At 73.2% G+C, this 20,940-nt stretch carries 21 protein-coding genes; 12 read left to right on the top strand and 9 right to left on the bottom strand.

The genetic code is table 11. The annotated features are described in order from the left end of the window. Positions 1–90: 90 nt before the first annotated feature. Positions 91–1,623 carry a pectate lyase family protein gene (locus Asi03nite_RS15100; protein WP_203680300.1) on the bottom strand — a complete coding sequence of 511 codons (1,533 nt, stop codon included), beginning with the start codon at positions 1,621–1,623 and terminating at the stop codon, positions 91–93. A gap of 305 nt (positions 1,624–1,928) precedes the next feature. Between Asi03nite_RS15100 and Asi03nite_RS15095 the strand changes: the two genes are divergently transcribed. Beyond that, a complete protein-coding gene (locus Asi03nite_RS15095; protein WP_203680298.1) occupies positions 1,929–3,395 on the top strand; it encodes an FAD-dependent monooxygenase in 1,467 nt (488 codons plus the stop codon). Between the two features lie 45 nt (positions 3,396–3,440). After that, positions 3,441–3,821 (top strand): cupin domain-containing protein, encoded by a 381-nt coding sequence (locus tag Asi03nite_RS15090; RefSeq protein WP_203680295.1) that lies wholly within the window; start codon positions 3,441–3,443, stop codon positions 3,819–3,821. Positions 3,822–3,880: 59 nt separating this feature from the next. Here Asi03nite_RS15090 and Asi03nite_RS15085 read toward each other — a convergent pair whose 3' ends face one another. Then, entirely contained in the window at positions 3,881–4,450 is a 570-nt protein-coding gene (locus tag Asi03nite_RS15085; RefSeq protein ID WP_203680293.1) for a hypothetical protein, read from the bottom strand. A 63-nt stretch (positions 4,451–4,513) separates the two neighbouring features. Here Asi03nite_RS15085 and Asi03nite_RS15080 point away from each other — a divergent pair, with 63 nt between their 5' ends. Then, entirely contained in the window at positions 4,514–5,377 is an 864-nt protein-coding gene (locus Asi03nite_RS15080; RefSeq protein WP_203680291.1) for an SDR family oxidoreductase, read from the top strand. A gap of 84 nt (positions 5,378–5,461) precedes the next feature. Then, positions 5,462–7,999, top strand: a complete 2,538-nt coding sequence (locus tag Asi03nite_RS15075) for a type 1 periplasmic-binding domain-containing protein (RefSeq protein ID WP_203680289.1) — start codon at positions 5,462–5,464, stop codon at positions 7,997–7,999. Positions 8,000–8,053: 54 nt separating this feature from the next. On the opposite strand, the gene Asi03nite_RS15070 is transcribed toward Asi03nite_RS15075, so the two are convergent. Further along, positions 8,054–8,632 (bottom strand): Dps family protein, encoded by a 579-nt coding sequence (locus Asi03nite_RS15070; protein WP_203680286.1) that lies wholly within the window; start codon positions 8,630–8,632, stop codon positions 8,054–8,056. A 66-nt stretch (positions 8,633–8,698) separates the two neighbouring features. Then, positions 8,699–9,304: a flavodoxin family protein gene (locus Asi03nite_RS15065; protein ID WP_203680284.1), complete on the bottom strand. Its 606-nt coding sequence runs from the start codon at positions 9,302–9,304 to the stop codon at positions 8,699–8,701. Positions 9,305–9,363: 59 nt separating this feature from the next. On the opposite strand from Asi03nite_RS15065, the gene Asi03nite_RS15060 reads away from it, so the two are divergent. Next, positions 9,364–10,032: an MFS transporter gene (locus Asi03nite_RS15060; protein ID WP_203680282.1), complete on the top strand. Its 669-nt coding sequence runs from the start codon at positions 9,364–9,366 to the stop codon at positions 10,030–10,032. Between the two features lie 13 nt (positions 10,033–10,045). Here the strand turns inward: Asi03nite_RS15060 and Asi03nite_RS15055 are convergent, their stop codons facing one another. Together Asi03nite_RS15055 and Asi03nite_RS15050 are read right to left on the bottom strand one after the other, a co-directional pair. Continuing rightward, a complete protein-coding gene (locus Asi03nite_RS15055) occupies positions 10,046–10,261 on the bottom strand; it encodes a hypothetical protein (RefSeq protein ID WP_203680280.1) in 216 nt (71 codons plus the stop codon). A 204-nt stretch (positions 10,262–10,465) separates the two neighbouring features. Further along, positions 10,466–11,320: a LysR family transcriptional regulator gene (locus Asi03nite_RS15050; protein ID WP_203680278.1), complete on the bottom strand. Its 855-nt coding sequence runs from the start codon at positions 11,318–11,320 to the stop codon at positions 10,466–10,468. A 72-nt stretch (positions 11,321–11,392) separates the two neighbouring features. Between Asi03nite_RS15050 and Asi03nite_RS15045 the strand changes: the two genes are divergently transcribed. The 4 genes from Asi03nite_RS15045 to Asi03nite_RS15030 all read left to right on the top strand — a co-directional run bounded on the left by Asi03nite_RS15045 (position 11,393) and on the right by Asi03nite_RS15030 (position 15,819). Continuing rightward, on the top strand, positions 11,393–12,622 hold the full coding sequence (locus tag Asi03nite_RS15045; protein ID WP_203680276.1) for an MFS transporter: 1,230 nt from the start codon (positions 11,393–11,395) through the stop codon (positions 12,620–12,622). Further along, complete coding sequence (locus tag Asi03nite_RS15040) at positions 12,619–12,954, top strand: immunity 53 family protein (RefSeq protein WP_239102693.1); 336 nt, start codon at positions 12,619–12,621, stop codon at positions 12,952–12,954. The genes Asi03nite_RS15045 and Asi03nite_RS15040 overlap by 4 nt, the downstream gene beginning before the upstream one ends. 204 nt (positions 12,955–13,158) lie before the next feature. Beyond that, positions 13,159–14,766, top strand: a complete 1,608-nt coding sequence (locus Asi03nite_RS15035; RefSeq protein WP_203680274.1) for a methyl-accepting chemotaxis protein — start codon at positions 13,159–13,161, stop codon at positions 14,764–14,766. A 9-nt stretch (positions 14,767–14,775) separates the two neighbouring features. Then, on the top strand, positions 14,776–15,819 hold the full coding sequence (locus Asi03nite_RS15030; protein ID WP_203680272.1) for a BMP family lipoprotein: 1,044 nt from the start codon (positions 14,776–14,778) through the stop codon (positions 15,817–15,819). Here Asi03nite_RS15030 and Asi03nite_RS15025 read toward each other — a convergent pair. Continuing rightward, positions 15,816–17,720, bottom strand: coding sequence for an AfsR/SARP family transcriptional regulator (locus tag Asi03nite_RS15025; RefSeq protein ID WP_203680269.1), 1,905 nt, complete (start codon positions 17,718–17,720; stop codon positions 15,816–15,818). The two genes, Asi03nite_RS15030 and Asi03nite_RS15025, sit on opposite strands and share 4 nt — an antisense overlap. 60 nt (positions 17,721–17,780) lie before the next feature. Between Asi03nite_RS15025 and Asi03nite_RS15020 the strand changes: the two genes are divergently transcribed. Then, on the top strand, positions 17,781–18,644 hold the full coding sequence (locus Asi03nite_RS15020) for an alpha/beta fold hydrolase (protein ID WP_203680267.1): 864 nt from the start codon (positions 17,781–17,783) through the stop codon (positions 18,642–18,644). A gap of 15 nt (positions 18,645–18,659) precedes the next feature. Here Asi03nite_RS15020 and Asi03nite_RS15015 read toward each other — a convergent pair whose 3' ends face one another. Continuing rightward, the gene (locus Asi03nite_RS15015) at positions 18,660–18,860 is read right to left on the bottom strand and encodes a hypothetical protein (protein ID WP_239102692.1); all 201 of its coding nucleotides are present in this window, start codon (positions 18,858–18,860) and stop codon (positions 18,660–18,662) included. A gap of 120 nt (positions 18,861–18,980) precedes the next feature. Between Asi03nite_RS15015 and Asi03nite_RS15010 the strand changes: the two genes are divergently transcribed. Both Asi03nite_RS15010 and Asi03nite_RS15005 read left to right on the top strand, forming a co-directional pair. After that, positions 18,981–19,454, top strand: a complete 474-nt coding sequence (locus Asi03nite_RS15010; RefSeq protein ID WP_203680265.1) for a carboxymuconolactone decarboxylase family protein — start codon at positions 18,981–18,983, stop codon at positions 19,452–19,454. A 164-nt stretch (positions 19,455–19,618) separates the two neighbouring features. Further along, positions 19,619–20,269: an alpha/beta fold hydrolase gene (locus Asi03nite_RS15005; RefSeq protein ID WP_203680263.1), complete on the top strand. Its 651-nt coding sequence runs from the start codon at positions 19,619–19,621 to the stop codon at positions 20,267–20,269. Between the two features lie 115 nt (positions 20,270–20,384). Here the strand turns inward: Asi03nite_RS15005 and Asi03nite_RS15000 are convergent, their stop codons facing one another. Beyond that, positions 20,385–20,936, bottom strand: a complete 552-nt coding sequence (locus Asi03nite_RS15000) for a CGNR zinc finger domain-containing protein (protein WP_203680261.1) — start codon at positions 20,934–20,936, stop codon at positions 20,385–20,387. Positions 20,937–20,940: the final 4 nt, after the last annotated feature.

Raw genomic sequence — 20,940 nt, 5'->3', positions numbered from 1 at the left:
GAGAGACCTCTGTGGGCCAGCCGGGCTCGGGTGGCCGGGCGGGAGGGTGCGCCGGGCGGCGCGGGAAAGGCGCGCCGCCCGGCGGGGTGGTCAGGAGGCGTAGGTCTCGAACTCGGCGATCCGCGGCGTACCGGAAGCGGAATTGATCCTGAAGGTGATCTTCGTGGTCGACGTGGCCGGGAAGGTGATCACGCCGGCTCCCGTGCCGGACCTCAGGACCGCGCCGGTGGCGCCGTTGAGGACCTGGTAGGAGCCGACGACACCGGCCGCCGACTCGCGGACGTCGATGCGCGAGACCGTGGTGGCCGAACCCCACTTGATCGAGATGTCGCCGGTGGTGCCGCTCGGCGACCAGTACGTCGTCAGGTTCCCGTCCCGCACGTCGCCGTAGCTGGTGCCGCTCGCCTTGCTGGAGCCGTCCGAACCGGCGCCGATGCTCAGGTTGGTGCCGCTGGGATGGGACGGGCCGGTGGTGGGCGAGCTGGTCGGCGAACCGGTGGGCGACGAGGTCGGGCCGCCGGTCGGCGACGTCGTCGAGCACTTGCCGTCGGAGGTCTTCAGGCCGGTGTTCGCGCCGGCGGCGGCGCGCACGATCGCGGGCACGCAGGACGCGCTGTCCAGGGCGAACGAGTACGGGATGCTGACGCTGGTGTTGGACACCGGGTCCGGCCCGGCCGGGTTGTTCTCCGAGCCCTTGGCCGACCAGGTCACGTTGTCGAAGATGTTGCCGCTGACCTGCCAGTATCCGGCCGCGTCGGTGTAGAACGTGCCGAGCACGTCCTTCGAGTTCTGGAAGTAGTTGTTGTCCACGCGGGCCTTGGCGCCGGCCCGGGAGTTGATGCCGGACTCGTTGAGGCCGACGTAGTAGTTGTCGTAGATGTGCGCGACGCCGCCACGCAGCAGGGGCGTACGGGAGTCGATGTTCTCGTACAGGTTGTGGTGGAACGTGATGTTGGTGTTGCCGGTGTCGGTCTCGCTGGAGCCGATCAGGCCGCCCCGGCCGGAGTTGCGCAGCGTGCTGTACGACAGCGTGACGTTCTCGGTGTCGTCCTTCATGTCGAACAGCCCGTCGTAGCCGGCGTCCTCGCCGCCCGAGGCGAGCAGGTTCACGTGGTCCACCCAGACCTTGCGGACGGTGCTCTCCATGCCTATCGCGTCGCCGCCGTTGGAGGTGGGCGAGCCGGACTTCTTGACGTTCCGGACCGTCACGTTCTGGATGATGATGTTGCTGGAGTCCCGGATGTGGATACCCAGCTGGTCGAAGGTCGCCCCGCTGCCGACGCCGACGATCGTGACGTTGCTGATCTCCTTGAGCTCGATCTTGTCGGCGGCGGTGTTGCAGCTGTCGCCGGACACCTTTGTGGTGTTGCCGTGGTCGATCGTGCCCTCGACCTCGATGGTGATCGGGGTGCTGCCGCTGGCGCGGGCGCACAGGGCCTGGTGGATCTGGGTGCCGGTGGTGGCCCGCACGGTGGTCCCGCCGGCGCCGCCGGTGGTGCCGGTCGCGAAGCCGGTGGCGGTGCCGGTCACGGCGGCGGACGCCCGGGGGTCGGGGAGGGCGACGGCGATGACGCCCGCGGTCACGGCGGTGCCTGCCGCGGCGATAAGCCGGATCCTTCTCATGGTGACGCGCTCCTTGGGGATGGGAGTAGTGCAGGAAAGCGCTTTCCCCCGCTGAGCATAGGAGGGTGTCGATCGACGTACAAGAAATAGGTGTTTGCAGTTTGTTGCAGGCCCTGGGTGGACGAGCACTGGACGCGCCGCGGTCCGGGCCGGTAACTTGCGGTTGCCCGTGATGCTGCCCGAGGAGGTGAGACCCATGACCGTTGTTCCGACGTGGGTGCTCCCCCTTCCCGTCACGGCCGCGCGATCGTCCTGAGGCATCGCCGGGAGCGCCGCATTCACAGGCCTCCCGAAAGGCAACACCCATGAATTCTCTGCAGCCGACCGCCGAGCCGTCCCCGGCTACCGGCGACGTCGACGTGATCATCGCCGGCTGCGGCCCGGCCGGCGCGATGCTCGCCGCCGAGCTGCGACTGCACCAGGTGCGGGTCCTCGTCCTGGAGAAGGAGACCGAGCCGGCGTCGTTCGCCCGCATCGTCGGGCTGCACATCCGCAGCATCGAGCTGATGGCGATGCGCGGACTGCTGGACCGCCTCCTGGAACACGGCAGACGGCGCCCGGCCGGCGCCTACTTCGCCGCCATCGACAGACCCGCGCCCGCGGACCTGGACACCGCGCACGCCTACCTGCTGGGCATCCCGCAGCCGGTCGTCGTCCGCCTGCTCGAACAACACGCCGTCGAGCTGGGCGCGCACGTCCGGCACGGCTGCGCGGTGACCGGTCTGGAACAGGACGGCGACGGCGTGACAGTCGAGCTGACCGGCGGGGAGCGGGTCCGCGCCCGCTACCTCGCCGGCTGCGACGGCGCCCGCAGCACGGTGCGCAAGCTGCTCGGCGTCGCCTTCCCCGGCGAGCCCGCGAGCAACGAGACGCTGATGGGAGAGATGGCGGTGGGCGTGCCACCGGAGGAGGTCGCCGCCAGGGTGGCCGCGGCCCGCCGGACCGACCCGCGGTTCAGCGTCGGGCCGGCCGGCGCCGGGCTTCACCGGGTCGTGGTCCCCGCCGCCGCGGTCACCGACCGCGCCCAGCCGCCCACCCTCGACGACTTCCGCCGCCAGCTGCGCGCCATCGCCGGGACCGACTTCGGCGTGCACTCCCCGCGCTGGCTGTCCCGCTTCGGCGACGCCACCCGGCTGGCCGAGCACTACCGGGTCGGGCGGGTGCTGCTGGCCGGCGACGCGGCGCACATCCACCCGCCGATCGGCGGCCAGGGCCTCAACCTGGGCCTGCAGGACGCGGTCAACCTCGGCTGGAAACTGGCCGCGCAGATCCGCGGCTGGGCCCCGGACACCCTGCTCGACACCTATCAGGCGGAACGCCGTCCGGTCGCCGAACAGGTGCTGGACAACACCCGCGCCCAGACCGAGCTGCTCTCCGCCGGGCCGGGCCCACGCGCCGTGCGCCGGCTGCTCACCGAGCTGATGGAGATCGACGAGGTGAACCGCCGCCTGCTGGAGAAGATCACCGCGATCGGCGTGCGCTACGACTTCGGCGCAGGCCCCGCCCTGCTCGGCCGCCGCCTGCGCGACCTCGAGGTGAAGCGGGGCCGCCTCTACGACCTGCTGCGTGACGGTCGCGGCCTGCTGCTGGACCGGACCGGACGGCTGACCGTCGGCGGCTGGTCGGACCGGGTCGGCCACCTCGCGGATCCCACCGTGGCGCTGGACGTCGCGGCCCTTCTGCTGCGCCCGGACGGCCACGTCGCCTGGATCGGCGACGACCAGCGGGACCTCGACGAGCAGCTGGCCCGCTGGTTCGGCCGGCCGTCCTGATCCGCCTGCCGGGCGCGGGCCCGCGCCCGGCGGCATCATGTGGGGATGAGCAGCTATTTCAGGATTGTTCCGGAGGGCGCCGTGGCACCCGCGGCCGCCTCCCGGGAGAAATTCCAGGGCGGCGTCGAGCAGGCCGAGATCCTCGACCGGCAGCGCCCGGACGGCATGCGCGGCCACCGGTTCTCCTACCAGCCCGGTGGCCGCTCCAACTGGCACGTGCACACCGGCGAGCAGGCCCTGGTCGTCGTCTCCGGCCGCGGCCTGATCCAGTGGTGGGGCCTCGACGAGCCACGCGAGCTGCGCGAGGGCGACTGGGTCCACGTCGAACCCGGCATCCCGCACTGGCACGGCGCCACCGACGACAGCCCGTTCGTCCACCTCGCCATCACCGCCACCGGGGAGACCAGGTGGGGCCCGGCGGCGTAGGGCCGGTCCGGCGGACCACCCGGACCTCGCCCCGCGCACGCGGGCCCCCGGGTCAGTCCTCAGAACAGGTCGAAGGCGTGCTCGGCGGCGTCCCGCACGGCCCGGCCGTCCAGCTCGGCCCGGGACTCACCGATGCCGAAGGCCGGCCACTCGCACACCAGGGTGAGCGGCCCCGGCGGCGGCAGCGGCCACACCCAGTAGGAGGTCTCGTAACGCCGCCCGTCGCCGCTGCCACCGCCCTGCCTCAGCAGCGGCCCGTCGAAGTCGTCGTCCGGGCCCGGGAACCGCTGATCCTCGGCCAGGTTGGTGGCCACCCGCCCGTCGGCGAAGCGGACCCCGATCCGCAGGAACTCCGGCTCCAGCGGCTCCGCCACGGAATGCCGGTGCTGCGCCCGGAAGATCCGGTCCCGGCGGTCCTGCTCGCGCATCACCGCGAGGAGAGAGAATTCGAAGCCGTTCCGGTACGCCGTGACGCCGCCCACCCCGACCGCCGCCTGCCCGGAACGGCCCAGCGTCAGCCCGGCTGTCACCATGGCACCGAGCTGGGCCTCCGGCCTCTCCCATCGTGGCCGGGGCGGCTCCGGCGGCTCGGGTGCGGGCGGCGGCGGAACACGGTCGAAGAATCCCATACCCGGCAGCGTGCCACGGACCGCCCCGCGTTTCATGCCCGCGCGGCGGGGAATGCCGCGACCATGACCACGACCAAAGAAGAACAGCAGGCGCAGGAGCGGCAGCAGGAGCCGCCCGGTCACACCACCCTGATGGACCGCAAGCCGGATCACGGCGAGCAGAGCTACCGCGGCTCCGGGCGGCTCACCGGCAAGAAAGCGGTGATCACCGGCGGGGACAGCGGCATCGGCCGCGCGGTGGCGCTCGCCTTCGCCCGGGAGGGCGCCGACGTGCTGATCTCCTACCTGCCGGAGGAGCAGGACGACGCGCGGGAGACCGCGGCGCTGGTCGAGGAGGCCGGCCGCACGGTGGCCCTGGCGCCCGGTGACCTCACCGACCCGGCGCAGAGCGCCAAGATCGTCGAGCAGGCGGTGAAGGAGCTCGGCGGCATCGACGTGCTGGTGAACAACGCGGCGTTCCAGATGACCCGCGAGACTGTCGAGGAGATCACCGACGAGGAGTGGCAGCACACCTTCGACACCAACATCACGGCGATGTTCCGGCTGGTCAAGGCCGCGCTGCCGCACCTTGGCGAGGGTGCTTCGATCATCAACACCAGCTCGGTGAACTACGACCAGCCGAAGCCGACACTGCTGCCCTACGCGACCACGAAGGGCGCGATCGCCAACTTCACCGCGGGCCTCGCGCAGCTGCTCGGCGACCGGGGGGTCCGGGTCAACGCGGTCGCGCCCGGGCCGATCTGGACGCCGCTGATCCCGTCGACGATGCCGCCCGAGCAGGTCGAGCAGTTCGGCAAGAACACGCCTCTGGGCCGGGCCGGCGAGCCCAAGGAGGTCGCGCCGGCCTATGTGCTGCTCGCCTCCGACGAGGCCAGCTACATCTCCGGGGCGGTCATTCCGGTCACCGGCGGCAAACCCATTCTGTGATCGTCTCGTACGACATGATCGGCCGGTTCTTCCGCCGCTGATTTCCCCCTTCCGATCGCCGGTATCGACGAACCACAATGGAGCATGCTCCGCAGACGCTGGCGAGCCGATGAAGCGGCCACGCGCGGCATCCAGTTCGAGGGCGGCCCGGACCTGTTACGGCTGATCAGCCGGCTGGTCCGCCGCCCTTGGCGGTACGGCGCCGAGCGTTTCCTGCCGATCCTGGAGTTGAACCGCCCCCCGGCCGGCCGGCACGACCCGTTCGACGGTCTGCAGGAATGGCTGCGGGAAGGCCGGTTCGCGCCCTGGGCCCGCACCGGGGAGCGGCAGGTGGACCCCGGGCGGACACCGGCCGTGACCGTCGAGGACCTGCTCGACGTCGCGGTGAAGAATTTGGCGGGCCAGTCGCGCACCGGCCCCCGCCTCCGCTTCCCGCACTACGGCCTGGCGTTGTGGCTGGTGCACCTGGAGCCGTTCCAGCCGGACACCCCGGACCGCGAGCGCGAGAAGATCGCCGAGCAGCTGCAGGTGCACCTGCGGCAGCGGCTGCCCAGCACGCCGCTGGCCGAGGGCCTGGCCGACGCGGTCGGCGACTTCCCCTGGTGGGTGCGGCTGGCGTCGCGGCTGGTGCCCCGGCTCGGCCTGCGGTTCATGCGCTCGACGTGGCGGCCGCCGCGCTGGTTCGCCCGGCACCGGCTGGCCGGCGGGCGCGACTTCTACCAGCTGGCGCGCGAGTTCGCCCGGCCCGGCTTCGTCGCCGCGCACCAGGACGACGTGGACGCGCTGCTGGTGGACGCGTTCCTGGAGGACCTGCGGGTCGCGTACCGCCGCACCGGCGTGTTCGGCGCGGGCCGGCGGCGTACCGCGTACCCCCTGCTGTTGATCGACGACGACGGCCCGGCGGCGCGCCGCCTGATCGAGTCCGTCGAGAAGGCGGGCGATCTGCGGCGCGAGCCGCTGCTCGTGGTGACCAACCCGGTCCGGGCCCGCGGCGCGCACTCGCCGGCGGACGCCCGGATGGCGTACGACGCGTGGGTGGACCGGCAGCTGCGGTTCGCCCGGGACCGCAGCGTGGTGCTGCCGCTGGAACTGCCGGCGGAGACCGGCCGGCCGGGCGACTGGACCCGGCTCGGCGAGGCCGGCCTGCCCCGCCGGCGCGTCCCGTGGATGTCGCTGGTGCTGCCGCTGGTGCTGCTCGCCGCGCTGATCACGGTGCCCTGGTACAACCACGACCGCTGCGCCGGCCTCCGCTGGCCGGCGTTCGGCAGCACGCTGCGCCGGGAGCCGTTCGGCGTGGACGGCTCGCAGTGCGTCGGGCTCTCCGACGGGCGGTACCGGTTCTTCGCCGCCGCGCCGGACGACGACCTGCGGCGGGTGGAGGAGGAGATCGCCGCGGTCAACGCCGAGGTGGTGAAGAACCCCGGCCACGTCACCGTGGTCTACCTGAGCACACTCACCAACACCACGGCCGGCGGCGACCCGGCCGCGCTGGAGGAGCTGCGCGGTCTGGCCGCCGCCCAGTGGAACAGCCGCACCGCCCGGGCGCCGATCCGGCTGCTGCTGGCCAACGGCGGCGACCAGATGAATTACGGCGGGCAGGCGGCCCGGTTGATCGCCGGGGCGGCCGGGCGGCTGCGCATCGTCGCGGTCACCGGCCTGGGCGTCAGCCGGCAGGGCACCAAGGACGCGCTGCACGAGCTCGACGCCGCAGGTATCCCGACCCTCGGCACGCTGCTCACCGCGGACACGCTGACCAGCGAGGTGATCTCGTACCACCAGGTGTCGCCGGGCAACAGCCGGGAGGCCGCGGTCGCCGCCTACTACGCGCGGGAGAAACTGCGGGTCACCGAGGCCGCCGTGTACTACTCCGGCGACCCGGCCGACCTCTACAGCGGCAACCTGGCCGAGGACGTGCGGGCCGCGTTCACCGCGCGGGGGATCACGGTGCGCGACTTCGCGGCGTACCGCCCGCCGGACGGCGGCAGCGGCGCCGACGTCACCAGCCTGGGGCGCCGCGCCTGCCCGGGCAAGCCCGGCTACCTGGTGTTCTACGCGGGACGGCCGGACGAGTTCGACGACTTCCTGGGCGGCATGTCGGTCTGCTCGCAGGCGTACCCGGCGGTGCTGGCCGGCGACGCGATCACCCAGTTCGCCCTCTCCGGCCAGGGCGACGACTATCCCGGGCTGCCGCTGGACTACATCTCGCTGGCCGGCAGCCGCGCCTGGGGGACCGACTGCGCGCGGATCAACAAGTCGGTGCGGTTCTTCACCGTCTACGGCGAGCGCGGCTACGGCGACGCGTGCGTCGACGGGCAGGCGTCGCGGGCGATGTTCGGCTGGGACGCGATCAACACGATAAACGCGGCCATCGTGCAGGTCCGCGCGGTGAACGCGGAGGCGGCTGTCACGGCGCAGTCGGTGCTGCAGGGACTCAACGCGCTGACCGGCGCGAACGCGGTACCGGGCGTGACCGGCGCGATCGACTTCTCGTACCGCGGCGACGACCCGCAGCTACCGGCGGGCAAGACGGTCCTGATCATGGGGGCGGACGCGTCGCTGCGTCTGCTCTGCGGCGTCATCCCGGGCGCCCGCAAACCCGATCCGGGCTGCCCCGCGGATTGAGACGGGGCCGCCGGGAGACTCCCTCCCGGCGGCCCCGATCGATGCGGTACGCGCTCAGCGCTTCCCCCGCTTGGCGGCGGTCTTCTCGTCCGACACACCGGCGGTCAGCAGGGTGCCCTCGGGCGACTCCAGGTGGGCCCGGACGAACCAGTGGTACCGCTCCAGCCGGCCGGTCTGCTGCACCAGCAGGTCCTCGGTGACCGGGTCGGACTCCTCGACCTTCTCGATCGCGGCCCGGTGCGCCTCCAGGACGCCGGTGTAGACGATGTCCAGGGCGGCCAGGTGCGAGCCCGTGTCGGCGCGGCCGATCGAGTAGTCGTCCCAGGACCGCTGGGCGACCAGCGCGCCCGGCGTGCCCACCGGCGAACCGCCCAGCGTGGCGATCCGCTCGGCCAGGTCGTCGACCATCTCGCGGACCGCGTCGACCTGCGGGTCCAGCATCTGGTGCACGGCGATGAAGTGCGGCCCGACGACGTTCCAGTGCACGTGCTTCAAGGTCAGCGCCAGGTCGTTCAGCGCGTTGAGCCGGTCCTGCAGCACCGCCACGACCTCACCGGCGGCCTCGGGCTTGACCCCGGGCACGGTGTAGCTCGGGCTGGTGGTGCCGGCTGTCGCTCGCTTGCGCGGTGGCATCGCTCATCACTCCTCAGCAGACGGGAACTCGACCCCGATGTGCCCAGGTCCGGTCCGGGTAAACGCTCAGCTCACCGGATAGTTGTCAGCGGACAGCAGCCGCGCCAGATGCGCGGCGTTGGCAGCCAGTCCCGCGGTCGCCGCCCCGGTGGTGTCCGGCTTCGGGCCGGCGTCGCTGTAGTCCACCTTGCCCATCGCCTCGCCGACCCAGTACGTCGAGGACACGGCCGGGATGCTGAAGCCCACGTCGTTGAGGGCCTGCAGCACCTCGGCGGTCACGTGATGCGCGCCGTCCTCGTTGCCGACCACAGCTACCGCGCCGACCTTGCCGTACATCGAGGGCCGCCCCTGATCGTCGGTCTCGGACAACTCGGCGTCCAGGCGCTCCAGCACCATCTTCGCCACGCTGGACGGCTGGCCCATCCAGATCGGCGTCGCGATCACCAGGATCTGCGCGTCCAGGACCTTCGCCCGGATCCGCGGCCAGGCGTCGCCGTCGCCCTCGTCGGTGGAGACGCCGAAACGCACGTCGTGGTCGACGACCCGGACGAGCTCCCCGTCGACGTCGTGGTCGGCGAGCGCGGCCAGCACCTCTCGACCGAGCAGTTCCGAACTCGACGGAGCCGGGGATTTCTTCAGTGAACAACCGAGCACCAGCGCCTTGAGAGTCATGGTCCGCAGATGCCCCGGGCATCCCTGCCGAAACAGCCGGTCCGGGACAGAATGACCACATGACCTTGGCGAGGTATCTGGTGGCCGCCGTCAGCGTCCGCCTGGCCGACGAGGGCGCCCGGGTCGCGATCGTGCTGCTGGCGCTGGAGCGCGCCCACGACGCGGCTCTCGGCGGCCTGCTCGTGGCGGCGTTGATGGTGCCGCACGTGCTCGCGGGCCCGCTGGTGGGCGCGGCGCACACGCACCGGCCGGCGCTGACCGGTCTGCTGGTGTCCGCGTGCGCCGCGGGCGGCCTGCTCGGGTCGGTGCTCTGCACCCGCCTGCCGGTCGTGCACCGGCTGCCGGAGCGGGTGCTGTTGCTCTGCACGGCCGCGATGACGGTCCCGTTCCTGCTGGCCGTGGCCGGGACGCCGGCGGTGTTCTTCGCGGTGGCGGGCGGGCTCAGCGGGATAGTCGCGGTGGCCCTGTTCACCACCCGCGACCGGGAGGCGCCGCCGGAGCTGCGTACCCAGGTCTTCACGCTCGGAGCCGGATTCAAGGTGACCGCCGGCGCGGCCGGTTCCGCAGCCGGCGGGCTGCTGGCGTCGTACCACCCGGCGGTCCTGCTGGTCGCCATCGCGGCCTGCCAGCTCGCCGGCGGCCTGGCCGGCGGCCTGCTGCTGCGCCGCGCGCCGGACCGGGCCCCGGAAACGACGCCGGCGCCCTCCGCGGTGAGCGAAGGGCGCTGATCGGCGCCGGCGGTCAGACCCGCTGGGTCTCGGTCGTCGACGGGTGCAACTCGGTGGTGGTCTTCTTGACGAAGCGGCCGGTGCTGGTGCTGCGGTGCACCTCACGGTCGCCGTGGCTCTTCCCGACGTGCTCGGTGGTCGTGGTGCGCGGCTCGCGCTTGGTGGTGCTCTCCTTGACGAAGCGCCCACTCCGCGCGCTGCGGTTCACGTCGTGCTCGTTGCCGGCCATCTGAGCATCCTCCAGTCATCTCGTGGTGCCGCTGTTGTTGATGTGCCCAATGGCGAGATCCGGAAACGTCCGGTTCGGGCGGGCCGGGGCGGGCGGTGGCGATCATGACGACCGCGCCGGCCCGGAAGCGCTCATCCGTTTCACCGGCTGACCTGTCCCCGCCCGGATCGGCCCGCGGGTGGCCGAGGTCGTCCTGCCGGTGCGTCAGGCCGGCACCGGCCGGGTGAGCCCGAGCCGGCCGGCCAGCGTCGTGGGGTTCAGTGTGGGGGGTGGGGGACCGAGAGTGATCAGGGTCAGCCGCAGCACGTTGCGGACCGGGGCCGCCGTCACCGTCTCCTCCGCGGTGGCGTACATCTCGGCCAGGCAGCGCGGCATCAGGGCGGGAACGGCGTGTGCCCGAGCCATCCGAACCGCGGTTTCCGCGGTGGCGGCATGCCGGGTCTGCGCGCCGAGGGCGGTCAGCCGGGCGCGCAGCACATCGGAGGAGAGATCGATGGTGTACGCGACGACCACCCGGTCCCGCAACGGCCGCCGCCCGCCGGCCGGGCCCGGGACGCCGGCCGGGAACAGCATCGCGTGGCTGTCCCGTCCCACCGGGGTCGCGATCACGCCCGGGGGCAGCGCCACCTGGTCCGCGATCGCCACCACCGCGGCGTCCAGAGAGCCCTCCGCGACCCAGCCGATCATCCGGTCGCCGTGGTCGGTGATCTGGTTGACCGGCACGTCCAGCGCCGGGAAGAGCAGCGGCGCCAGGCTCGAGAACGTGCCGACGGTGAGCGGGCGGTCGCGGGCCGCGGCGCGGGTCTGATCGACCAGCGTGGACAGGTGTTGCAGGATGTGCGCGGCCCGCTCGGCCATCTCGCGGCCCGCGCCGGTCGGCCGGGCGCCGGTCGGATCCCGGTCGAACAGGCGCTCGCCGACCCGGCGCTCCAGGGCGGCCAGGCGCTGGCTGGCGGACGGCTGGCTGATCAGCAGTTCGCGGGCCGCGGCGCCGACCGAGCCGAGACGCACGATCGCGGTCACCAGTCGCAGATCCTCGACCTGCGGCAATGAACCCATAGGCGCACCCTATGGCAACCGGACAACACCCGGCGACTACCCGGCGTAGCCGGATGGCGGAAGCATCGGGGGGTGCGAGAACGAGGAGATCTGCGGATCCTGCTGCTCACCACGTTTGTGAGCTGGCTCGGCCAGCGGCTGACCGCTGTGGCGTTGCCACTGGTGGCGCTGGAACGGACCGGGTCGACGTGGACCACCGGGCTGGTCGCCGGCGCCGCCGGTCTGCCACTGGTCACCTCCGGCTGGTGGGCCGGTCCCTTACGGGGGCGAATCACCGGTGGGCGGTCCTTAGCGGTGATCATGCTGGGGCAGGCGCTCGGGCTGCTGGTGGTGCCCGTCGCGGAGGTCACGGGCGGGGTCACCGCCGTACACCTGGCGGTCGGAGGTCTGCTCGCGGGCGTCTGCGCGGCGGTCGCCGGGCCGGCCCGGTCGGCCCTGACGGCGGACGTCGGCGACCGGATCGGCGCGGGCCACGCGGCCCGAGCGCTGGCCTGGCAGGATCTCGCGCATCGCGCCAGCATGGTGATCGCCCCGCCGCTGGCCGCCGCCGCTGTCGCGGCGGGCGGCACGATCCCGTTGCTCTGGTCGGAGAGCTGCGGCATCGCGGTGGCCGCTCTGCTCCTGCCGGCGGTACGAACGCGGCCCGCCCACCCGCGTCACACCGAACCGCCCGTGCGCCTGCGGGAGGTGTGGCGCCGGCACCCGGATCTGCGCCGGATCCTGGTGACGAGCGGCGTCGGCGGAGCGGTCTGGTTCGCGTTCGCGCTGGGTCTGGCCGTGCTCGGCGCGCAGACCGGCCGCCCCGGGGCGCTGATCGCGGCGGGTCTCACCGGCTACGGCATCGGCTCGGTCTGCGGCGCTCTGCTCGTCCCGTCGGTGACCACGCGCCTGCCGGCCCTGCCGACGGCCGCCGTCAGCTGGATGGTCCTGGGCGCGTCGTTCGCCGCGATGGCCGCAGGCGCGGGCTCGGTCCCGTTCGTCGGGGTGTGCGCGGCGCTCGGCGGCGCCGTCATGCCGTTCGGGATCGCCGCGGTGAACACGCTGATCAGCAGCCGGACGACCGGCGCCGAACGGCGGGCCGCCTTCGCCGCGGAGAGCGTCGTGCACGACGGGGCCGGCACGCTGGGGATGCTGCTGGGCGGGGCAGTGATCGGGCTGGCCGGCGCCCGGCCCACGCTGCTGGCCGCGGGGCTGCTCCAGATCGCGGTCGCCGTGCTGGTCCTCGTGAACGGCAGGTCACCGCGCGCAAGCCGGAGCGAGCGTCCCGCCACCGCAGTCTCATCGTCCATGATGAGTGGGTGAACGAACAGGACGCGCCGGATCCGCTGACGTGGCTGCAGGCCTGGTACGCCACGCAGTGCGACGGGAGCTGGGAACACGACTACGGCGTCTCGATCGACACGCTGGACAACCCGGGCTGGTCGCTGCTGCTGGACCTGCGCGGGACCAGTCTGGAGGGCCACGACTTCCCGAAGTACGAGGTGCGCCGCGGCGAGCACGACTGGCTTGTCGCCCGGGTCGTCGAGGGCCGCTTCGAGGCCGCCTGCGGTCCGCTCAACCTGGGCGAGGCGATCCACGAGTTCCGGTCATGGGCGGCCGGCCGGGCGGGCACCGGCAGACGGCCGGCAGGATGACCGGCTGGACGCTCCCGAGCTGAGATCCGGCACACCCGCGAGGCGTCGCTCCATGCGGGCCGCACCCCTGTCCGCCCTGGTCGCAGCCGCGTTCGGCCCGGTTGTGGTGGCGGTAGGCGCCGGGTTCCCACGGTGTGCTTTCCCTAAGCCGTGGCTGTCGGATGCCGAAAAAGCCGGTGAAACTTTGCGGACGGAGGGTCATCAGTGCGGCGTTTCAGTATCGGCGCCCGGTTATTCGGGGCGTTCGCCGGTGTGCTGGTGTTGTTGTTCGCCACCGCCCTGGTGGCCTACGGGACCATCGTCGCGCAGCGGGACGCGGCCACCGAGGTACGCCGGCTGGAGCTCCTGACGCAGCAGGCCGGCGAGATCAAGACCCATGCGACGACACTCAACGGCTGGCAGGCCGGCTTCATCAACGACATCTACCGGCTCGGGGCCGGACGGGCGCTCGGTGGGGACTCGGTCGCCTACAAGGCGTGGCAACAGGAGCGGGACGCCTTCACGAGCTATCTCGGCCAGGTCGACACCGGCAGCATGACCGACAGCGAACGCGATGTCTTCGCCACCCTGGGCAACGAGCTGTCGAGGTACGTCGAGATCAACGACAAGGTGGTGGCGGCGTACCGTCCGGGCACCGCGCGGGCGCTGTGGCAGGCCGACCAGATCGCCCTGTACGACAGCTGGAACAGCTACTACCGCATGATGGTCGCCGCTCAGAAGCTCGCCGCGTCGGTCGACGCCCGCAGCGTGGCGGCCGTGCGTTCGTCCGCGGAGGACGCCAGCCGCGCCGGACTGATCATCATGGTGGCCACCGGGCTCGCTCTCGCACTCGGCGCGGCATCCGCGTTCGCGGTGACCCGCAGCATCGTGCGGCCGATCGGCGCGGCGCGCGACGCGCTGCGCCGGATGGCCGAGCGCGATCTGACCGCCGAGCCGCCCGCTGACGACGGCCGGGACGAGGTGAGCGAGATGTCGGCAGCGCTCCGGCAGGCGATGGCCGCCGTGCGCACGGTCGTCTCCGACGTGGCGCAGCAGGCGGAGGTCCTCACCCGTACCTCCGCGGAGCTCGACGCGGTGTCGGGCGCGTTCGCGAAGTCGGTCGGCGACACCAGCCAGCAGGCCGACCTGGTCGCCGGCGCGGCCGAGGACGTCAACCGCAACGTCGACACGATGGCTGCCGGGTCGCAGGAGATGGGCGCCTCGATCGAGGAGATCTCCCGCAACGCCGCCGAGGCCGCGGCGGTGGCCGCGGAGGCGGTGGCCGCGGCGCGCTCGGCCAACCAGACGGTAGGCAACCTGGGCACCTCGTCGTCCGCCATCGGCGACGCGGTGAAGCTGATCACCAGCATCGCCGCGCAGACGAACCTGCTCGCGCTCAACGCCACCATCGAGGCGGCGCGGGCCGGGGACATGGGCAAGGGCTTCGCCGTGGTCGCCGGCGAGGTCAAGGATCTGGCACAGGAGAGTGCCCGCGCGGCCGACGAGATCGACTCGCTGGTGCAGGCGATCCAGACGGACACGTCGGCGGCGGTCACCGCGATCGAGATGATCGACGAGGTGGTCGGCCGGATCAGCGACTACCAGACCAGCATCGCCGGCGCGGTGGAGGAGCAGACCGCCACCACCGGCGAGATGAACCGGGGCGCCACCGCCGCGGCCGGTGGCACGGCCAGCATCGCCGAGAACATCCGGGCGGTCGCCGCGGCATCCGCCGCCACCTCGGCCGAGGTGACCCGCTCCCGGGAGGCGGCCACCGAGCTGAGCCGCATGTCGACCCAGTTGCGCGACGCGGTCGCCCAATTCCGGTACTGAGGAGTGACGATGAACAAACGCTTCGGCGCCGGACTGCTCGCCGCCGCCCTGACCGTGCTGCTGACCGGGTGCTCGGCCGCGACCGTCCCGGTCGCGCCGGCGGACACGTCCGGCCTGGGCCGTGAGACGGTGCACGTCGGGATCGCCTACGACAGCGCGGGCCGCGGGGACAAGAGCTTCAACGACGCGGCCGCCGCCGGCGTCGACCGGGCCAAGGAGGAACTGCTGATCGAGGCGTCGGAGACCAAGACGGAGGCGGAGACCGACGACGCTCGGGCGGCCGCCCTGCGTGGGCTCGCCGCCGGTGGCAGCAATCCGGTCATCGCCGTCGGTTTCCTGTACGCGAAGGCGGTCGGCGCCGTCGCCAAGGAGTTCCCGGACACCCTCTTCGCGATCATCGACGACGACTCGGTGACCGCCGACAACGTGGTGTCGCTGCTCTTCTCCGAGGAGCAGGGCTCCTACCTGGTCGGGGTGGCGGCCGCCCTGGCCACCCGCAAGAACCGGGTGGGCTTCGTCGGTGGCGTCGACGTCCCGCTGATCCACAAGTTCGCGGCCGGATACGCCGCCGGCGTGCACAGCGTCGACCCGGGCATCCGGGTGGACGTGCGCTACCTGACCAGGCCACCCGACTTCGGCGGCTTCAGCGCGCCGGCCAAGGGCAAGTCCGCCGCGGCGGGGCTCATCGCCGACGGCGCGGACGTCGTCTACGCGGCGGCCGGTGGTTCCGGCATCGGGGTGTTCCAGGCGGTCGCGGCCGCCGGCAGCAAGGTCTGGGCGATCGGGGTCGACTCCGATCAGTACGCCACCGCGGAGCCGGCCGTGCGGCCGCACGTCCTCACCTCGATGCTCAAACGCGTCGACAACGGCGTCTTCCAGGAGATCCAGGCGTTCGTCAAGGGCGACCGGGCCGGCGGCCGGAAGCGTTACGACCTCAAGGTGGACGGCGTCGGCTACGCCACCTCGAACAAGGCGCTGGCCCGGTACGAATCCGGGATGGAGAACGCCCGGTACCGGATCCTCAGCGGCGAGGTGAAGGTGCCGGTCGGCTAGCGCGGGAGCCGGTTCAGGTAGTGCGTGACCGGTCCGACGGTGAGCAGGCCACTGGCCGCGCCCGCCCATTCGCCCGCGGCCGGGGCCAGCGCCTTCCGGGCCCGCGCCATCGCCGCGGTGTCCCCGGCCGCGATCGCCGCCTCCGCGAACAGGCACCACAGCGCCTCGGCGAGCAGGTCGGCCGGCGGATCCGGCACGTCGGCCAGCGCCGTGGCGCCGGGTGACAGCAACGGGCGCGCCCACGGTTCGTACGGCCCGAAATCGCCCTCGCCGGCCACCGGCGAACCGTGCCGTAACCGCAGGCTCAGCAACGCCAGCGGCAGCAACCCGGCCCGCAGGCCGGGCATCCCGGCCCGGTCCAGCAGCCCGGCGGCCGCCCGGTACGCCGCCTCGGTCCCGGCCCGCATCGCCCGGTACCACTGCGTGAAGACCGTGACCAGCGGCAACTCGTGCCGTGCGGCCAGCCGGTCGGCGGCCGCCGCGTGCCGGTCCGCGTCGTCGAACCGGGCCGTCGCCGCGCTCGCCTGCAGCCGGATCAGGCGTCCCAGGACCTCCGCGGTGGCCAGGCCGTGCCGCCCGGCGAACGCGACCAGCTCCGCGCCGACCGCATCCCGTGCGCCGGAATTGCCGGTGCGGTGGCAGCTCTGCATGAAGACGCCGTTGAGCGCGAACGCCAGCAGGCCCGGGTCGTCCAGCTCGCGGGCGATGGCCTCGGCCCGCCGGGCACAGTCCAGCGGCCGCGGATCGTGCGTGCCGCGCGACTCCACGGCGATGGTGGCCAGCAGCCGGGCGCGGGCGGTGTCGTGCCCGGCCGGCGGCAGGAGCGCGAGCGTCCGCTCGGCCGCGGCGACGATCCCGGCGGCCTGCCCGGGGTCGTCCGCGCGGGTCCAGATCGCCGGGACGTCGTAGGCGCCGATCACCCGGGCGGTCAACTCCGGGTCGCCGAGCTGCTCGGCCGCCCGGACCGCGGCCGCCCGCTGCTCCCGGGCCACCTCGAGACCGCCGGCGCCGGTCACCGCGAGATTGCGGAGCAACCCGACCGCGGACTCCAGCCGTGCCCGGGATCCGCCGGGCACCACCCGGTCGTAGGCGGAGGCGACATCCGCGAAGACGGCGTCCGCACCGGTGAGGCGAATACCGGCGGGGCCGCCGGCCCGATGCTCGAGATGCGGCTCCTGCCGCAGCATGTCGACTTCGAGGGCCCGCAGATCGGCCCCGGGCTCCACCCCGAGCTGCCCGACCAGCAGCTCCCGCGCCCGCCGCAGCACCGCGAGCGCGTCCCCCTGCCGCCCGCCGCGGTACAGCGCCAGCGCGAGCAGCCGCCACCCCGCCTCCCGCCACGGGTGCGCGGTCACGTGCTCGTCGAGATCCGTCACCGCGTCGCCCGGCCAGCCCAGCCCCAGCAGCACCTCGGCCCGCGCCTCCACCGCGCGCAGCCGCAGCTCGGTGAGCCGCGCCCGGTCGGCCCGCGCCCAGGCGGCGTCCGGGAAGTCCGCGTACGCCGGCCCGCGCCACCACCGGAGCGCCTCGTCGAGCGCGCCCAGCCCGGCCCCGGCAGCCGTCACGATCCGCTCGAACCGCCAGGCGTCGACCTGGTCGGGAGTGGCGGCCAGCGCGTACCCCGGCCCCCTGGTGACCAGCAGCCGCGCCGGCGCCCGGGCCGGGCGGTCCGGCTCGATCGCCCGCCGCAGCGCCGCCACGAACGTCCGCACCGCCGCCACCGCGCCGGCCGGCGGCGCCACCCACAGATCGCCGACCAGGTCGGTGACCGGCACGACCCGGCCGCGCGCCACCAGCAGCCGGCCGAGCACGGCACGGTGCATCGGGCCCTTCAGCGCGATTTCCCGGCCGTGCGCGTCCGCGGCGGTGACCGGTCCGAGCACACAGAACCGGATCGGCACGCCGGACACGCTATCGCGCCGCTCATCCGCTGCTCATCCGAACCCGGGACAGTCGTCGTCATGACCTTCGAGCACGTACGCGTCCCGGTCGCCGACGGCGTCCACCTGACCACCGCAGTCGCCGGCTCGGGCAGCCCGGTCGTGCTGCTGCACGGCTTCCCGCAGACCCACCTGATGTGGCGGCACGTCGTCGCCGACCTGGCCGCCGACCACACAGTCATCTGCCCGGACCTGCGCGGGTACGGCGCCAGCGACAAGCCGGCCGAGGACGGCCCGGACACCTACAGCAAGCGCACCATGGCCGCCGACGTCGTCGCGCTGGCCGCCCGTCTGGGCTTCGGCCGGTTCGCGCTCGCCGGGCACGACCGCGGCGCGCTGGTGGCGGTCCGGGCCGGCCTGGACCACCCGGAGAAGGTCACCCACCTGGCGTCCCTCGACGTGCTGCCCACGCTGGACATGTGGGAGGTGATGCACGGGACCAGCGCGGCCGTCGGCTTCCACCTCTACCTGATGGCCCAGCCGCCGGGGCTGCCGGAACGGATGATCGCGGCCAGCGCGGACGACTTCTTCGGGCACTTCCTGGACCTGTGGGCCAACGACCCGCGGGCGATCCCGGCCGGCGTGCGGGCCGCCTACCTGGACGCGTGCCGCGCCGCGGTCCCGTCGATAGTCGCCGACTACCGGGCGTCGGCCGGCATCGACGTCGAGCACGACCGGGCCGACCGCGCCGCCGGCCGCACCCTGGCCATGCCGGTCACCGTGCTCCAGCAGGACTGGGGCTCGGCGCTGGGCTTCGACGCGGCCGCCCGGTGGCGCGCGTGGGCGCCGGACCTGCGGCACGTGCCGGTCGGCTGCGGTCACTTCATGGCCGAGGAGGCCCCCGAGCTGGTCGCCGGGGAGCTCCGTGCCCTGCTCGCCCGCTGACCGGGCCGGCCCGGGTCAGTCCCGCAACCGCTGGATCCTGTCGCGGAACAGGGTGCCGGCGGTCGACGCCCGGTGCGGCTGTCCCTTCAGCCAGGACGCGGCGAACTTCTTCGCCTGCTCGTAGGTGACCTTGCCGGGCAGCGGCGGTTCGTCCGGGTTCACCGCGACCAGCGCGGGACCCGGATGGGCCGGGGCGTCCCGGAGAGCGCCCGGCACCCGGGGCCCGGGGAGTTCCGTGGAGGGAGACCGTCGTCACGATCGGCCGTCTTGTCGTCACATTCGGCCCGCCTGCCCCGTCCTGCTCATGACACCGCAACGACGGCAAGGAGGACCACCATGAACGCTCGTATCGACTTCCAGGCCAGCCAGGTCGGCAGCAAGGTCTACAAGAACCTGTTCGGCGTCAGCCGCGCGATCGCCTCCTCCACGCTGCCGGCCTCGACCGCGCACCTGGTGGAGATCCGGGCCAGCCAGATCAACGGCTGCGGCTTCTGCATCGACATGCACACCAAGGACGCCGCACACGCCGGCGAGACCCAGGTGCGCCTGAACCTGATCGCCGCGTGGCGGGAGGCGACGGTGTTCACCGACGCCGAGCGGGCCGCGCTGGAGCTGGCCGAGCAGGGCACCCGGATCGCCGACGCGGCCGGCGGCGTCCCGGACGACGTGTGGGCGAACGCCGCCAAGCACTTCGACGAGGAGCAGCTGGCCGCGCTGGTCTCGCTGATCGCCACGATCAACGCCTGGAACCGGCTCAACGTGATCACGCAGCAGCCGGCCGGCGGCTACCAGCCCGGCCAGTGGAGCTGACCGGCTGGTGACCAGGGGTGTCCCGGCTCGCCGCCGGTCTCGCCGGTCGCCGCCGTCCGGCGGCGGGTCGCTTTCGCCGCGCCGGCCGGCGGCGACGGACGGTTCCGGCCGCACGGTGCCGTAGCGGCCGGGAACTGGCCGCAATGGCGCCTACCGTTCCGCACATGACGACATATGTGTTGGTGCCGGGATTCTGGCTGGGCGGCTGGGCGTGGGACGAGGTGGCGGCGCCGCTGCGGGCGGCCGGCCACGACGTGCACCAGATCTCGCCGGATCTGTCGCCGGGCACCGGGGTGGCAGATCACGTCGGCCGGCTCGTCGGGCTCCTGGAGCGGCTCGACGGTGTCGTGCTGGTCGGGCACAGCTACGGCGGCCTGGTGGTGACGGCAGCGGCCGACCGGGTGCCGCAGCGGATCTCGCGGTTGGTCTACGTCGACTCGGGGCCGTTGCCCGACGGGATGTCGCAGGCCGACTTCGACGGGGCGCGGCCCTCGGCGCCGGGCGGCATGATCCCGGTTCCGGACCGGGCGCCGCCGGGCGCGACCGGCTTCGACTGGGCGGTGGTGCGCGAGCGTGGACGGCCGCAGCCGGCCGCGACCGCCACCGACCCGGTGCGGCACGGCGGGGCCTGGAAGGCGGTGCCCCGTACCGCGATCCTCTGCTCCTTCCCGGAGACGCGGCTGCGGGAGATGGCGGCGCAGGTCCCGGCCTTCGGCCTGATGACCGAGGGCGAGTGGGTCTACCGTGAGATCAGGACCGGACATTGGCCGATGTTCTCGGAGCCGGGCGCACTGGCCGGGGCGCTTCTGCACTGACCGATCCCGGGGCCGGGCGCTGATCGCTTCGAACTGCGCGACGCCGTCGGGACCGGTGCCGACGCCGTCCTGACCCCGGTGCTGCTGCTGACCGCAGGAGCCGGCGCGGGACCGATCAGCCCCCGGCGCGGCGGGCCCGGAAGGCGATCATGTTCATCCGGTTGCCGCAGCGCACCGTGCAGAAGCGCTTCGAGCCGTTGCGGGACAGGTCGACGAACAGGCCCGTGCAGTCGTCGGCGGCGCAGACGCGCAGGCGGGCGGTCTCGTTCATCCGGATGACGTCGATCAGGGCGAGCGCTGCCTCGACCCGGATCCGTTCAGCCAGCGGGGCGTCCGGGGCGGTGGCGTGGATGTGCCAGTCCGAGCCGTCGTGCCGGGTCAGGTACGGCAGCGCGCGCGCCTCCCGCAGCATCCGGTTGACCACCGTCACCGCCTCGTCGCGGTCCAGCGTCCACACCGAGCGGATCTGCGCGCGCGCCTGCCGGACCTGCGCCAGCTCGGCCTCGTCGTGGTCGATGCGGCCGGAGTAGCGGATCTCCGTGAGGATCGCGGCGAGCTGGTCCACGGTCGCCAGCTCGTCGGCGCCGGAGCGGGAGGCGCCGGCCTCGGTGTTGGCGAGCGCCGCCGCGAACTCGAGCGCCTCTTCCGTGTCAGGGGCAAAAAGCAATTTG

This window comes from Actinoplanes siamensis (genome assembly GCF_016862395.1).
Lineage (GTDB): Bacteria > Actinomycetota > Actinomycetes > Mycobacteriales > Micromonosporaceae > Actinoplanes > Actinoplanes siamensis.
This window is presented reverse-complemented; position numbering and strand designations above follow the sequence as displayed.

Coding starts and splice junctions, on each gene's coding strand:
- Asi03nite_RS15050 (WP_203680278.1), bottom strand. CDS start 11,320: ATGGGTTCATTGCCGCAGGTCGAGGATCTGCGACTGGTGACCGCGATC.
- Asi03nite_RS15010 (WP_203680265.1), top strand. CDS start 18,981: ATGAACGCTCGTATCGACTTCCAGGCCAGCCAGGTCGGCAGCAAGGTC.
- Asi03nite_RS15005 (WP_203680263.1), top strand. CDS start 19,619: ATGACGACATATGTGTTGGTGCCGGGATTCTGGCTGGGCGGCTGGGCG.
- Asi03nite_RS15060 (WP_203680282.1), top strand. CDS start 9,364: ATGACCTTGGCGAGGTATCTGGTGGCCGCCGTCAGCGTCCGCCTGGCC.
- Asi03nite_RS15070 (WP_203680286.1), bottom strand. CDS start 8,632: ATGCCACCGCGCAAGCGAGCGACAGCCGGCACCACCAGCCCGAGCTAC.
- Asi03nite_RS15020 (WP_203680267.1), top strand. CDS start 17,781: ATGACCTTCGAGCACGTACGCGTCCCGGTCGCCGACGGCGTCCACCTG.
- Asi03nite_RS15100 (WP_203680300.1), bottom strand. CDS start 1,623: ATGAGAAGGATCCGGCTTATCGCCGCGGCAGGCACCGCCGTGACCGCG.
- Asi03nite_RS15075 (WP_203680289.1), top strand. CDS start 5,462: ATGCTCCGCAGACGCTGGCGAGCCGATGAAGCGGCCACGCGCGGCATC.
- Asi03nite_RS15090 (WP_203680295.1), top strand. CDS start 3,441: ATGAGCAGCTATTTCAGGATTGTTCCGGAGGGCGCCGTGGCACCCGCG.
- Asi03nite_RS15065 (WP_203680284.1), bottom strand. CDS start 9,304: ATGACTCTCAAGGCGCTGGTGCTCGGTTGTTCACTGAAGAAATCCCCG.
- Asi03nite_RS15095 (WP_203680298.1), top strand. CDS start 1,929: ATGAATTCTCTGCAGCCGACCGCCGAGCCGTCCCCGGCTACCGGCGAC.
- Asi03nite_RS15085 (WP_203680293.1), bottom strand. CDS start 4,450: ATGGGATTCTTCGACCGTGTTCCGCCGCCGCCCGCACCCGAGCCGCCG.
- Asi03nite_RS15055 (WP_203680280.1), bottom strand. CDS start 10,261: ATGGCCGGCAACGAGCACGACGTGAACCGCAGCGCGCGGAGTGGGCGC.
- Asi03nite_RS15080 (WP_203680291.1), top strand. CDS start 4,514: ATGACCACGACCAAAGAAGAACAGCAGGCGCAGGAGCGGCAGCAGGAG.
- Asi03nite_RS15030 (WP_203680272.1), top strand. CDS start 14,776: ATGAACAAACGCTTCGGCGCCGGACTGCTCGCCGCCGCCCTGACCGTG.